Source organism: Dyella sp. 2RAB6, assembly GCF_052115385.1.
GTDB lineage: Bacteria > Pseudomonadota > Gammaproteobacteria > Xanthomonadales > Rhodanobacteraceae > Dyella_D.
In genome coordinates, this window is sequence record NZ_JBFRGP010000002.1 from 148,556 (window position 1) to 163,261 (window position 14,706).

Annotated in this window: 8 protein-coding genes; 5 read left to right on the forward strand and 3 right to left on the reverse strand. The window is 65.8% G+C overall.

Annotated features, from left to right (window positions below; all coding sequences use genetic code 11):
* Position 1 precedes the first annotated feature (1 nt).
* The 5 genes from AB4083_RS04700 to AB4083_RS04720 all read left to right on the forward strand — a co-directional run bounded on the left by AB4083_RS04700 (position 2) and on the right by AB4083_RS04720 (position 11,862).
* The gene (locus tag AB4083_RS04700) at positions 2–4,270 is read left to right on the forward strand and encodes a hypothetical protein (RefSeq protein ID WP_441606596.1); all 4,269 of its coding nucleotides are present in this window, start codon (positions 2–4) and stop codon (positions 4,268–4,270) included.
* Complete coding sequence (locus tag AB4083_RS04705; RefSeq protein WP_441606597.1) at positions 4,267–5,895, forward strand: contractile injection system tape measure protein; 1,629 nt, start codon at positions 4,267–4,269, stop codon at positions 5,893–5,895. The genes AB4083_RS04700 and AB4083_RS04705 overlap by 4 nt, the downstream gene beginning before the upstream one ends.
* A gap of 203 nt (positions 5,896–6,098) precedes the next feature.
* On the forward strand, positions 6,099–10,031 hold the full coding sequence (locus AB4083_RS04710) for an eCIS core domain-containing protein (RefSeq protein WP_441606598.1): 3,933 nt from the start codon (positions 6,099–6,101) through the stop codon (positions 10,029–10,031).
* Entirely contained in the window at positions 10,028–10,525 is a 498-nt protein-coding gene (locus AB4083_RS04715) for a hypothetical protein (protein WP_441606599.1), read from the forward strand. The genes AB4083_RS04710 and AB4083_RS04715 overlap by 4 nt, the downstream gene beginning before the upstream one ends.
* A gap of 11 nt (positions 10,526–10,536) precedes the next feature.
* A complete protein-coding gene (locus AB4083_RS04720) occupies positions 10,537–11,862 on the forward strand; it encodes an ATP-binding protein (RefSeq protein WP_441606600.1) in 1,326 nt (441 codons plus the stop codon).
* On the opposite strand, the gene AB4083_RS04725 is transcribed toward AB4083_RS04720, so the two are convergent.
* From AB4083_RS04725 to AB4083_RS04735, 3 genes are all read right to left on the reverse strand, one after another.
* Complete coding sequence (locus AB4083_RS04725; RefSeq protein ID WP_441606601.1) at positions 11,840–12,700, reverse strand: CPBP family intramembrane glutamic endopeptidase; 861 nt, start codon at positions 12,698–12,700, stop codon at positions 11,840–11,842. The genes AB4083_RS04720 and AB4083_RS04725 overlap by 23 nt on opposite strands.
* A 153-nt stretch (positions 12,701–12,853) precedes the next feature.
* The gene (locus tag AB4083_RS04730; protein WP_441606602.1) at positions 12,854–13,564 is read right to left on the reverse strand and encodes a hypothetical protein; all 711 of its coding nucleotides are present in this window, start codon (positions 13,562–13,564) and stop codon (positions 12,854–12,856) included.
* 112 nt (positions 13,565–13,676) lie between these two features.
* Positions 13,677–14,651 carry a GlxA family transcriptional regulator gene (locus AB4083_RS04735; RefSeq protein WP_441606603.1) on the reverse strand — a complete coding sequence of 325 codons (975 nt, stop codon included), beginning with the start codon at positions 14,649–14,651 and terminating at the stop codon, positions 13,677–13,679.
* Positions 14,652–14,706: the final 55 nt, after the last annotated feature.

Below are 14,706 nucleotides of genomic sequence, written 5' to 3' on the forward strand. Positions count from 1 at the left end.
CATGGAGAGCTTGCTTGACCATTACCCGGTCTTCGAGGCGAACCAGGTATTGATGAGCCGGCATCTGAACGATGCCTTCGACTACCTCGACCAGCAGCAACGCCAGACCCGTTCGCACCTGATCGGCATCGGCATCGCCTGCGGCCTGACGATCCAGCTCAGCGGTTCGGCCATCGCGCTGGCCAAGGGCTGCGGCGTCAGCTCCGAGGGCTACCTGATCGTGGAGCCGGAAGACCTGGCGCTGACGGCTTATCGCCCGTATACGCTGCCGACCGACATCGACTATCCCTCCTTCAAGAGCGACGGCGCGCCGTTCGCGATGTGGGAGCTGTTCGAGGACGGGGTGCCGAACACCACGCCCTTGGGCAGCCCGTCGGGCTTTCTCGACGACAAGGCGGTGCTGCTGTTCCTGGAGCTGAAGAAGGAAGGCCTGCGCACCTGCAGCCCGAACAACTGCGACGACAAGGGCTCGCAGGTCACCGCCACGGTGCGCCGCCTGCTGATCGCGCGCGGCGACCTGGACAGCATCATCGCCGCGGCGAACGGCCTGGGCAGCGGCTTGAGCGAGGGCGACCTGGTCGCCGCGATGTCCGCGCGCCTGAGCCTGCCGGACCTGCGCCCGCGCCGCTTCGACGTGCTCAATTCCAACCCGGTGGGCAGCGACGACATCTACACCGCCTTCCTCGACATGATCCGCCAGGGCGACCTGGCCAGCGCGACCGGGCAGGCGCTGAGCGCGGCGTATGCGGCGTTCCGGCCCTTGCTGGTCGCCGATTACGCGACGGATCCGTTCGCCGGCTTCGCGGCGGCTTATGGCTTCCTCGACAGCGCGCCGACGGACACCACCCAGGTGAAGTTCCTGCAGTACTACGCCGACCTGTTCGACGACCTCGTGCGCGCCTACGACGAGTTCCGCTGGAAGGGCCTGGAACTGATCTGCGCCTGCTGCCCGGACGACGGGCTGTTTCCGCGGCACCTGATGCTGGGCCTGCTGCATCCGGAGCGCGCGGCCAACCCGGACGGCTATCGCCAGGGTTTCCTGCCGTCGCCCGCGGTGGGCAGTTGCGAGGAGGACGGCGCGCAGCTGCGCCAGTTGTTCGCGCGCCTGGTCGCGATGTGCGCCGGTTTCACCGATCAGCCCAAGCTGCCCAAGGCCAATCCGTCGCTGCCGTTCGATCCGCAGATCCGCGTCACGCCCAGCCGCCGCTGCTGCGGTGGCGATGCGCTGGAAGGCACTGCGATCCCGTATTACTACGCGCAGCCGGGCAGCCAGCCGCTGTATCCGCTGTGGAGCCCGCTGCTGACCCGGCGCAAGCGCGCCAACCAGAACCTGGGCTACAACTCCGATCTCTATACGCCGGCCGCGCCGGACTTCGTCACCGACCCCTTGCGCTACGACCTGGGCTCGCACGACTTCCTGCGCATCGAAGGCCACCTGGGCAAGGACTACCAGTCCGTGCTGCGCTCGCTGCTGAGCATGAAGTCGCAGTACCGCCTGCCGATCGACGTGATCGCGCTGCGCACCGGCGCCTACGACGACAGCCAGCCGGTGGACCTGAGCCAGGAGCAGGCGCGCTTCCAGGACCTGGATGCGCTGTACGGCACATTGCGCGGCGAGCTGCGTTCGCAGCTGGTCGAAGGGATCATGCAGCTCTACAACTACGTGATCCCCGCCATCAACGGCCTGCCGCTCGCCGGCGGCACCCCGCAGCTGGCGCTGCTGACCCAGTACGCGCCGCAGTTCACGTACAACGGCAACACCATCGGCGCCTGGTACGAGCATTACCTGACGCGCTTCGAGAACCAGGGCTATATCGACGTCAACCAGAACGCGATCAACTCCTACGCGATGCTGTATCTGTACTGCGCGCTGTTCAACGGCACGCTGGCGCCGGACCAGAGCGCGTATCCGCACGTGGTGGCGATCTACTACTTCAGCAAGCTGGCCGAGGCGCTGGACCCGTCGCTGGCCGCGCTGAACTACGCGGACTTCGAGAACAAGTACCAGGACCTGATGGCCCTGATCCGCTATCTGCGTTCGGACCTGATGACCAGGGTGCCGGCCGACCTGCAGGCCTTCCTGCCGCAGGACGAGTTCGTCGACCTGTGCGAAGGCGTGCTGATGGGTTGCAAGCTCGACGCCATCAAGTCGGCGCGCGACGAGTTCCAGACGCGCGTGGGTGAACTCAAGCGGCTGCAGTTCCTGTCCAGCTTCCTGCAGCGCGAGCCGGGCATCCAGCACAAGGCCGGCGTGCCGCTGGGCGGCACCTTTATCGTGGTCTATCACGGCGATACCGCGATCAATGACTTCGTCGGCGGCTTCGGGCAAGGGCTCGGGCTGGTGCAGTTCCCGCTGGAGGTGGCGAACCAGAACGAAAGCCGCGTGGCGACGCCGGTGGAGCGCAGCCCCGCACCCCGCGTGATGCGCGCGATGAATATCGCCGGCACCGGCGTGGCCGGTACGATGAATATCGCACCGGGCGCCGACGCGACCGCCGACACCTCGCGCCTGGCGCGCGCGATCGGCAACCTGAGCGCCAACCGCAAGCTGATCCAGAACGACGACCTGCACATGGTGGTGGACTGGCTCACCGGCCGCACGCCGGTGGCCACGCCGACGCTGCCATCCGGGGTGGGGGTGATCTCCGAGGGCGACCCGGCCGCCGCCATCATCGGCCGTGCGCTGGACGAGCTGGACGCCGGTACGGTGATCGCCGATTTCTTCCTGCCGTATCGCCTGAGTGGAACCGGCCCCGCCATCCAGTACGTGCTGCCGAAGGTGCCGCCGACCTTTACCGTGTCGGTCGGGTGCACGGAGCCCAACGGCACTGCTTCCGTAAGCATCGACGCCAAGGGCGGCGTACCGCCATACGATGTCGCCGCCGACGGTGGCGCCTATCAGCCGCTCGGCGCACCGCTGTCCCTGACGGTCGGCAACCACAGCGTGACCTTGCGCGATGCGGAAGGCGCCGAGACGCCGATGCAGAGCTTCACCGTGGCGCCGCCGCTGACCATCGGCGCGCCGAGCTTCACCTGCGCCGGCGGCAACTACACCGCCACCGCTTCGATCACTGGCGGTACGCCGCCCTACGAAGTGAATGGCCAGCCCGCGCCAAGTGCGATCATCGTCACCGCCCCCACGCCCAGCGGCGCCACGGTGTCGGTGACGGTGCAGGACAGCAAGGGCTGCGCGGTGGGCGCGCAGTTCACCCACGCATGCTGCACGCTGCCGTGCGGCGGCACCTCGCTGAACCGCAACTTCCGCTTCTTCATTCCCGATCCCGACACTAACCCGGACAACGCCTACCAGAGCTTCAACGCGGATGGCGTGGTGTTCACCGTCGAGGCCGACACCGGCAAGCCGATCGATCTCAGCGCGCAGGTCGCCAAGATCCTGGTCGCCAGCAAGGACCAGCTCACCGGTGCGCAGTTCCAGAACACGGTGAATGGCTGGATGGCCGCGATCAACCGGCTGATCGCCAGCACCCCCGGCCTGGCCCAGGCGAACAAGGCGCAGTGGTTGACGCTGGGCTACAAGCCGATGTCGCCCGGGCGCATGGGCGTGCTGACGCTCGAATACTTCCAGTGCCTGAAGTTCGATATCGAGCTGAACTCGACCTGGGTGCTGCCCAATGCCAAGCAGAGCATGGCGTTTGCCTATTCGCCGAACGGTACTTCGATCAAGTCGGGCGATGGCGCGCTGAGCGTGCCGGCGTTCGATGGCGTGTCGATCGAGAAGTGCGCCGATACGCCCAAGCCGGCGAACCTGTGCCCGGTGCCACCGGCGTTCGGCATCCAGCTCCAGGGGCCGGGCTCGGCGAACGTCGGCGCGGCGACCACGTTCTCAGTCAACGTGACGCCGGCGCAGGACGGCATGAACTACGTGTGGGAGGCGCAAGGTGGCACGCCCGCGATGGGCAATGGAGCGAAGTTCGTCACTACCTTCAATACGGTCGGATCCAAGCTGATCAGCGTGACGGTGTTCAATGCCAACGGCTGCTCGGTGCCGTCGACGATCACGGTGAAGGTCGCCGGTTCGATCAGCGGCCCGCCGATCATCGTGCGGCCGCCAGCCCTGGTCGCCAAGACGCCCAGTGCGAGGAAGGCGGCGACGGTGCAGCCGGCGGTGGCGAAGACCGCTGTCAAGAAGACTGCTGTCAAGAAGACGGAGCTGAAAAATACCGTGGCGAAGAAGACCACGGCCAAGAAGACCACGGCCAGGAAGGCCGCCACCAAGCGTGGCACCCCCACGCGGCGAGGCGGTAAATGAACCAGGCCCGGCGCCATGTGATCCGCCGCGAATGCATCGATCTCGCCGTCGACGGCGGCGAGTCGGAGGGCCTGGCGGTGCAGGAGCGGATCGCCGCGTTGTGCCAGGGCGCGCTCGCCGCCGCGCTGGACGAGGCGTTCGCGCGCGTGGCGCCGGGCGACGAGCATTGGCAATTCGAGCGGATCGAAGTGGATGCCGGGCGCTTTACGCTGGAGAGCTTCGAGCGGGATTTCGTCGCCGCGGTGGCGACGGCAGTCGAGGAGCAGGTGCAAGCGCGCAAGGCGCAGGCGGCGGCGCAGCCGTCCATCGCCGCGGACGAAGGCGATGTGCGATGGAGCGGCGCGCAGTCGGTGCTGGAGGCCTTGCTCCATTTCCTCACCACGGGTGCCTTGCCCTGGTGGTGCCATCTGCCGCACGGGCGGACGCTGGAGGCAATGGTGAGCGAGGCCTGGGCCGGCGCGGGAGTCCACGCCGACGTCGGGCAGGCTGATATCGGGCGGGTTGGCATCGGGCAGGCCAGCATCCGGCAGGTTGGCATCGAGCAGGCCAGCATCGAGCGCGCCGGCATCGAGGCTGCGGCCGGAGCCGGCAGCCAGCGCAGCTCGACGATTCTGCCGATGCGCACCGCGCTGCTCACGACGCTGGCCTTGCCGGTGGCGCGCTGGCGGTTGGCGCGGCAGTTCTCAGGCGGCTTTCTCGAGCGCCTGCTTGAGCGGCTGGCGCCTGCATCGCTCAAGGTCCTGCGCGAGGTGGCGGCGGCGGTGCATCGCAAACAGTCGTCTGGCATGCCGGACGCCATGCCGGAACCGGCATGGGTGGCCGCATTCGCCTGCGTGGTTGCACATGGCAGCTTCAGCGCCAGGCAACTGCTCGATGCATGGGCCGCGCTCGAACCCGGGGTCATCACGCCCGCGCTGATCGAAAGCATCGTCGTTCGGGCAGGAGCGCATGACGAAACGGAGGCGCTCCAGCAGCAAGACGCAGATCCGATTGCCGACGAGCGCCAAGCCATGACATCGAACACCACGCCGGGCAGGCAGCACATCGACAGCGTCACCGATACGCCACCGGCCAAGGACAGCACGTCCACCGCACGTGTCACCGCCGCCGCGAAACCTCTCGACCTGCACGAAGGCATCTTTGTCGACTGCGCGGGCGTGGTGCTGCTGCATCCGTTCCTGCCCATGCTGTTCCAGCGACTGGAGATCGTGGCCGACGAGCGGATCGTGCAGCCCGACCGCGCGCTGGCGCTGCTGCATTTCCTGTCCACGGGACAGGCGAGCGCGCCGGAGCATGCGCTGGTGCTGCCGAAGCTGCTGTGCGGCCTGCCGCCCTCGGCCCTGGCCGGCGCGCCGGTGGAATTGAGCGAAGCGGACCGGCATGAGGCCGAGAGCCTGCTGCATGCGGCGATCGAACACTGGCCGGCGATCGGCCACACCTCGCTCGATGGTTTTCGAGGGAACTTCCTGGTGCGCGCGGGCAAATTGTCCAAGCGCGGCGACGACGATCTGCTGCAGGTGGAAAAGAAGAGCTGGGACATCCTGCTCGGGCAATTGCCTTGGAGCATCGGCATGGTGCGCCTGCCGTGGATGCCGCGGATGTTGTGGGTGGAGTGGCCGTACTGACGGTGCATAAAGCCCCTCTCCCATCGGCGACCCGAAGGTAGTCCCCGTGGGAGAGAGGGGTTGGGGAGAGGGTACGGGCGGAGTGGGGCGTTGCACTCCGCCTGTACCCTCATCCGGCTGCCGCCACCTTCTCTCGGAGGGAGAAGGTTCTCGAGTTGGGACTGAGGGAACAGGAAGGCTTTCAATCGGGCGGGAGGAACGGAGTGGGGGCGACCAAGGCGACTGGCGAAAAGAGTTCGAGCACCGCGTCGGCCACACCGGCGCAGGCGTCGAAGCGCCCGTTTTTTGCGCGCACGGGCGGTGGGGATTTCTTTCCGGCCGTGCAGGCCAAGATGACGGTAGGTGCGCCGGGCGACAAGTTCGAGCAGGAAGCCGACCGCACCGCCGACAAGGTGTTGCGCATGCCCGATCCGGCCGCTGCGGGCAAGGTGCAGCGCCAGCCCGGCGACATGGCGCAGCGCCAGTCGGCGGACAAGCTGCAGCGGCGCGAGGAGGAGAAGATCTTGCGCGCGCCGGCAGGCGAGGGCGTCCAGAAGGCGCAAGAGCAGAAAGTGCAGCGCCGCGAGGAGGAAAAGATCCTGCGCGCGCCGGCGGCCGACCTGAAAGTGCAGCGGGTCGAGCAGAAGGGCGTGCAGCGTGCTGAAGAAAAGCAGGTCCGGCGCGCCGAAGATCCAAAGGTTCAGCGCACCGAACAGAAACAGGTTCAACGGGCTGAAGAGTCGAAGGTCCAGCGCGCGGAACAGAAACAAGTTCAGCGCGCTGAAGACCCGAAGGTCCAGCGTGCCGAACAGAAACAGGTCCAGCGCGCCGAAGACCCGAAGGTCCAGCGCGCCGAGCAGAAACAGGTCCAGCGCGCCGAAGACCCGAAGGTTCAGCGCGCCGAGCAGAAACAGGTCCAGCGCGCCGAAGACCCGAAGGTTCAGCGCGCCGAGCAGAAGCAGGTCCAACGCGCCGAAGACCCGAAGGTTCAGCGCGCGGAACAAAAACAAGTCCAGCGCGCCGAAGACCTGAAGGTCCAGCGTGCCGAGCAGAAACAGGTTCAGCGCGCCGAAGACCCGAAAGTCCAACGCGCCGAGGACCACGCCCTCCGGCGCTCGGAAGAGCCGGCCGCGCACCCGCACCGCGAGGAAGAAAAGATCTTCCGCGCGCCTGACGACAAACTGCAGAAAGCCGAAGCCGCTTCCGGTGGCGACCACTTGCAGCGCGCCTCCGGCGCGGGCGTTCCGCCGGTCGAAGACAACGTGCAGGCCACCATCCACCGCAAGATGACCGGCGGCCAGCCGCTGGGCAACGACGTGCGCGGCTATATGGAGCCGCGTTTCGGTGCGGACTTCGGCAAGGTGCGCGTGCATAACGACGGCGAGTCGGCTGGCCTCAACAACCGGCTGAGAGCACGCGCCTTCACCTACCAGAACCATATTTTCTTCTCGCGCGGCCAGTACCAGCCCGGCACCAGCGACGGCAAGCAGCTGCTGGCGCACGAGCTGACCCACACTATCCAGCAAGGCCATGCGATACAGCGCGCACCGGCGGAGCACGCGCCGGCGGTGTCCGCCGCGCCGGCCACGCCAGCGGTGCAGCGTTTCGGCATCCAGGACGCGCTGGACAAGTTCGCCGACTGGGCCTACGCGATCCCCGGCTACCGGCTGCTGACCCTGGTGCTCGGCTTCAATCCGATCAACATGCGCTCGGCCGACCGCTCCGCCGCCAATATCCTGCGCGGCCTGATCGAGCTGATGCCGGGCGGCTCGCTGATCACCCAGGCGCTGGACAACCACGGCGTGATCAACAAGGCCGCCACCTGGGTCGAGGCCAAGCTCAAGCAGCTCGGCGATATCGGCGGAGGCTTGAAGCAGGCGCTGGACGATTTCCTCGATTCGTTGAGCTGGACCGACATCTTCGACCTGGGCGGCGTGTGGGAACGTGCCAAGCGCATCTTCACCGAACCGGTCGGCCGGCTGATCGATTTCGCCGTGTCCACCGCGGTGGAACTGCTGAAGATGATCAAGGACGCGATCCTGAAACCCTTGGCCGCGATGGCCCAGGGTACGCGCGGCTACGACCTGCTGTGCGTGCTGCTGGGTGCGGATCCGATTACCGGCGAGGCCAAGCCGCCTACCGCGGACAACCTGCTCGGCGGCTTCATGAAGCTGATCGGGCAAGAGGAGATCTGGGAGAACATCAAGAAAGGCAACGCCATCGCACGCGCGTTCGCCTGGTTCAACACCGCGCTGAGCGGGTTGATGGGGATCGTGCGCTCGATCCCTGCCCGCATCATCGAGACGCTGACCTCGCTGACCATCACCGACGTGCTCACGGTGGTCGGCGCGTTCGGCAAGATCGCCAGCAGCTTCATCAGCATTGCGAGCGACTTCATCAGCTGGGGCCTGGGCACGATCTGGGATCTGCTGAAGATCATCTTCGACGTGGTCAAGCCCGGCTTGATGGGCTACGTCATGAAGACCGGCGCGGCGCTGAAGAGCATCCTGCAGAACCCGATGCCGTTCCTGGGCAACCTGGTCAGCGCGGCGAAGCTGGGCTTCAGCAACTTTGCCGCCAACTTCGGCACGCACCTGAAGGCCGGCCTGATCGACTGGCTGACCGGTTCGCTGCAGGGCGTGTACATCCCGAAGGCGGCCACGCTGCCGGAACTGGGCAAGATGGCCATGAGCGTGCTCGGCATCACCTGGGCGCAGATCCGCGGCAAGATCGTCGCGGCGCTGGGGCCCAACGGCGAGCGCATCATGCAAGGCCTGGAACTGGCCTTCGACGTGGTGAAGGCGCTGCTCACCGGCGGCGTCGGCGCGGTGTGGGAACTGATCAAGGAGAAGCTCAGCGACCTCAAGGACCAGGTGATCAGCGGCATCGTGTCCTTCGTCACCAACACCATCATCACCAAGGCGATCCCGAAGCTGATCGGCATGTTCATCCCGGGTGCCGGCTTCATTCCCGCGATCCTCTCGATCTACGACACGGTGATGGTTTTCGTGCAGAAGCTGACCAAGATCATCCAGGTGGTCACGGCGTTCATCGATTCCATCGTCACCATCGCGGCGGGCAATATCGGCGGCGCGGCCAAGCGGGTGGAAAGCATCCTGGCCGGCCTGCTGTCGCTGTCGATCAGCTTCCTGGCCGGCTTCCTGGGCTTGAGCAAGGTCACCGACAAGATCATGGAAGTGGTGCAGAAGGTGCGCGCCAAGGTGGATGCGGCGATCGGCGCGGCGGTGACGTGGGTGGTGAACAAAGCGAAGTCGGCGTTTGCCAGCTTGTTTTCAAGTAAGGACAAGCCGGATGACCGGAGCGATGAGCAGAAGGAGAAGGACAAGCGCTCAGCCATCGCGGAGGCTGAGGGGCTGGTATCCAGAGAGCATTTCGACGAAGCGGATACGCGCCATAAGCTGGCTCCGATCAAATCGCGCTATAAGCTGTCGGCGCTCAATCTGGTTGTCGACTCGAAGGTGCAAGGATCGGAGACGATCCACTTCACGGCCGCCGCGAGCCCAGAAACAGAAGGCCAGAAGCTGACCGTGACGCCGTCCGACGACGAAGGGCTCGATAGCCTTTCGTTGACCAGGCCGCGCTGGATCACTACGAAGGAGTACGACGTCAAGGTCGAGATCATGAAGCGTCATGTCGCGGCACCGGCACAAACCGGAGCGGTGAAATCGGCGCCCACTGGTATCTTCAACACGGACGGAACGTTCAATGTGGGCAAAACCTGGGCGCGTCGGCATGTGCTTTCGTCGTACGACATGAAAGCTCACTACGAGCAAGCGCTGATTAAGCCGCACAAGACAGTCAAGACGGCCGGCGAGGCTCTGGCCGGGCGAGGCAGCGCTCCCGCGTCCGCTGATAAAGAAGCGATCAAGCCAGCTGCGCAGTCATTGCTTGCCAAGTTCCACAACGAGGTCGAGAACCTCTGGGTCGGCGATACGCGCGTGAATTCGAGCCTCCAGGAAAACATCGACGCGGCGCCGGCGATGTACGAGCCGACCGGTCAGCTGCGCGTGACCAGTCTGGAATCGCACATCCAATCCATGACCAACAACTACGGCATTCCCGGGCCGGTACCGCTGACGGTGAGTAACCGCGAGGCCGTACCGATTAATGTGACCTATACGGTGGTGGGATCATGATCGAGGCGGATTTGAACGAGTACCAGTCGGCGGCTATCGAGGTGTTTCGTGGCCTCTCGCTAAGCCTGGGCTTCGAAGGCGAGGTCGTCGCAGTGGGCGACACCATCGTCTACCAGGCGCCGCTACCCCAGGACGCCGATATCAGCGGCGTTTTCCTGGTCGTGGATGCCGAGCATGCCGACGTGCTGCTCTACCTCACCCTGCCACGTCGTTGCGGGGCGGCGGGACTCCAAGAGGCCGCCACGTTCGCGGCGCGCAGCGGTTGCGGCCTGCGGTTCGGCGCCGTCGAGTTCGATGCACGGGAAGGCACCCTGCGGGTCCGGGACAACGTGAGTGTTTCGCCCGCCGAGATGCCGGCGAAGATTCCACGTCTGTTCGGGCGCGCTGTCGCACTGGCGCGCGAGCTGTCGCCGCGTTGGCAATCGATCTGTCGGCGGAATCGCCGCGACGAAGCCGTGGGCGAGGATGCACTGCAGCGCTTTAGCTTCACTTAGGAGTGGTTCGCATGAGCTTCGATTCAGCCAATCTGGAACGGGCCGCGGCATGGTTGGCCCAGATCGCACGGCAGCGCCTGACGGCAAGGGCTGGCCAGCTTGTCGAGACCGACCTGGGGGCGTTCGATTATTACGAGGACGGGTCCTGGCTGGCGCACCTGCTGCGTCGCCATCAGCCATCCGGGGAAGAGTTCGGCATCCTTATGCTGGCGCTTTCCCCGCATATCTGCCCCCATCTGCTCGATACGGTCATAGCCGAAGTCCGCCCGGAAGGAGGCGAACTGCCGGAACTAGGGGGCGTGAGGGCGGCTGGGCACCGGGCCATGCTGCCGACCGGCGAGACTGCCCAGTTCTTTTTCTCCGGCATGAACATGTCGCGGCGCTTCGATATCGAGGGGATGTTTCTGGCCGATCATTGGTTCGCGCGCGATCGCATTCTCTGGCTTGAAAGCGTGCGCGAAGGCGAGCCTCTCATGAGCGGCCGCCTCATCGTCAACCCGGAGATCATCGAGGAACTGGTCACCGGCAAGATCGGCCGCCCCGCCTTCAGCATGGATTTCCCCGCCGAGCACATCGAAACGGCAATGGACTGGGACGACCTCGTGCTCAACCCGCTGACCCGCGCGCAGATCCGCGAGATCGAACACTGGGTCAAGCACAACGACACGCTGATGGACGACTGGGGCATGCGCAAGCGCGTCAAGCCCGGCTACCGCGCGCTGTTCTACGGCCCGCCGGGCACCGGCAAGACGCTGACGGCAATGCTGCTGGGCAAGCATACCGGCAAGGACGTGTTTCGCGTGGACCTGTCGCGGGTGGTGTCCAAGTACATCGGCGAGACGGAGAAGAATCTGTCGCGGCTGTTCGACAAGGCGGAGAACAAGAACTGGATCCTGTTCTTCGACGAGGCCGACGCGCTGTTTTCCAAGCGCACCGACGTGCGCGACGCGCACGACAAATACGCCAACCAGGAAGTGGCCTACCTGCTGCAGCGGATCGAGGGCTATAACGGCCTGGTCATTCTTGCGTCCAACCAGCGCGCCAATATCGACGACGCCTTCGTGCGCCGCCTGCAGGCGATCATCCCGTTCCCGATGCCGCAGCAGGAAGAACGCTACGAGATCTGGCGCCGCACCTTCCCCGAGCAGATCGCCCTGGCCGGCGATGTCGACTGGCGGCAGATCGCCGCGCGGCACGAGTTGACCGGCGCCAATATCCTCAACGTCACGCACTTCTGCGCGATCGAGGCACTGGCCAAGCAGACGCGCGAAGTCGACCTGCGCTGCCTGGAGGAAGCGATCAAGCGCGAGTACGTCAAGGAAGGGCGGGTGATGTAGGGCTTGGCGAGCGGCTGAACAGCACCGCTGCAACCACGACCGAGCCGAGCACCAGCGCCACGCCGAATTCGCCGGCATACCAGGCGCCATTGCCGCGCGTGTCGGTCAACGGATCGAGCAGCCACTGGATAAAGGCGTTATGCACCGCATGCAGTGCGATCGCCGGCCATACCGAGCCCGAACGCAGGCGCAGCCACGCGGCGATGCCGCCGGTGGTCAGCACCATCAAGGTGAAGCAAGCGATCGCATAAGCCTGCGGCGCCGCGCTGTGATAGTCAGCGAAGAAGATCACCGGCATATGCCAGGCGGCCCAGATCAGCCCGCTCAACAGCACCGTCGTGTTCATGCCGTACTTGGCGCGCAGCGCCGGCACCAGGTAGCCGCGCCAGCCGATCTCCTCGCCCGCAGCGGAGGCGGCGCTCTGGATCGCGCCGAAGGTCAGGGTAAGGAAAATCTGCAGTGCGGCGGGGGCGAGCAGGCCGCCGTCCTGCCAGTGCAGGCGCGTGGCGCAGTCGCGCGCGAACTCGCCGAAAGCCGCCGGCGCCAGGCCGCTGAGCCATAGCGGGATATAGGCGAGCAGGCTATAGAGGATCGGCAGCAGGTAGCCGGCGGCCACGTAGCGCGTGCGGCCCCAGCCGAGACCGAGCATGGCCACCGAGCGGTGCAGCAGCCAGGCGGACAGCAGGCCCGCGATACCCGGGGCCCACATCAGCGAATGGACGACGAAGCCGCGGCCCATGTCCATCGAGCCGCTGCGGGCGAGCAGGGTGTAGTAGGGGGTGCTGAGCAGGATGACGAGAACGAGGTACAGGGCGACGGGGTAGCGCTTGAGCTGCACGGTGACTTATCCGTTCGGAAGTGCTCCTAGGATGCGCTAGCCAGGCCTGTCGTTTAAAGCGTCGGCGTAGGTTGGGGTGAGCGCAGCGAACCCCAACGTGGCGTTGGCGTTGGCGTTGGGGTTGGGGTTCGCTGTGCTCACCCCAACCTACGGTCAGGCTTTCGCCACGGCGGCCCATACATCCGCCCGGATCTTCGGCTCATACGCATAGAAATGCAGCGCCGCCGCCGTGCCCGCCGCCTTGACGTACTGCGCAATTTCCGCCGCCGTCGACACCCCCAGCTCGCCGGCCATCGGCACGATCCTGGCCGGATCGCCGCCAGCGGCAGTCCATGCGGCAATCGCCACCGCATAGTTGTCCGCCGGTATGCCGTGCCCGATCACGCCTTCGGTCGAACGCCAATACGCCTGCGGCAGCAGCACGGTGGCGTATTTGAAGAACGAGGCCCAGGGCAGTTTCGGTTCCGCGCGCCTGGCCAGGTAATGCGAAGTCACGCCGAACGGCTTCCCGTTGGCGGCACGGGCAATGGTGGAACAAAACTCTTCGGCCAGGTCGGCCAGGCCGTTCCTGTCCCAGTCGATATTGTCCTGTTCGCTCATTTCAGGATCGACGAAATAGCCGTCCAGGCCCTGGTCGAACAGCGCCTTCACCTTGGCCGCTTCGTTCATCGCCGGATCGTGCAGCGATGACGGCCAGCGCCAGCCGTACACCTTCAGCTGGGCCTGGTGTGCGATGGGAATGGCCTTGCGCAAGTCGTTGTCGGTGCGGATGGCGACGGAGGTTGCACCCACCGCCACGCATTGCTGGAGGAAATCCTCGAGCCGGTTGTAGTTGACAACCCAGATCACTTTTTCCTGACTCATGGCAGCGCTCCCTGTGTGGCCATGCGTCCCCCGGAATCTACTCGCGCAAGGTGGCGTTGTCCGCCGCGTCGTCATCGGCCAGAGGGTGTAGGCGTCGCCATGCCGTGGGCAGTCAAGCGGCTTGCGGGGTCTCACTGTCCAGCAGATCGGCTTCCTGCCCGGCCACCTGCCTCCGCATCGCCTGCGGCGATTGGCCGAACGCGCGCAGGAAGGCCCGGCGCATGCGCTCGCGATCGGCGAAGCCGACTTCGCGCGCGATCACTTCGATCGGATGGCGCGTCTGCTCCATCATCAGCCGTGCCGCTTCCACGCGCAGATGTTCCACCGCCTTGGCCGGCGACTGACCGGTTTCCGCGGTGAACGCACGGCTGAACTGGCGTGGGCTCAGGCTGGCGGCAGCGGCCAGTTCCTCGACGGACAGGGTCGAACTCAGATGGCTCTTGGCATAGGTGAGCGCGTTCTGGATGCGGTCGGATTTCGGTTCCAATTCAAGCAGCGCGGAGAACTGCGACTGGCCGCCGGCGCGGCGATGATAGACCACCAGTTTCTGCGCGACCTTGCGCGCCACCTCGATGCCCAGGTCTTTCTCGACCATCGCCAGGGCGAGGTCGATGCCCGCGGTCATGCCGGCGGACGTCCAGATATCGCCGTCGATGATGAAGATGCGGTCTTCCTCCACGCTGACCTTGGGGTAGCGCAGTTTCAGCTGCCGCGCGTACGTCCAGTGGGTGGTGGCGCGACGGCCATCGAGCAGGCCGGACTGCGCCAGCACGAAGGCGCCGGTGCAGATCGCGGCGACGCGGCGCGTGGTCTGCGCGGCGGTGCGGATCGCTTCGACCAGCAGCGGCGGCGCTGCCGGTACGCCGACGCCGCCGCCGATCAGCAAGGTGTCGAAGGCGTGTGCGTCGATCGCCTCGGTCTGCACGTCCATGCCCAGCGTGTTGCGCACCGGGCCGCCGCCGGCGGAAAGCAGGTGGATCTGGTAGTTGCTCCGCTGCAGCGTGAGGTTGGCGAATTCGAATACCGAGGCCGCGGCCAGGGTCATGATCTGGAAGCCGGGATAGAGGATGAAGCCGACGCGCTGCATGGCGGACCTCCCGCATGGCATAAAAGGTGGCATCAGCGACATTTAAGCCGAAACG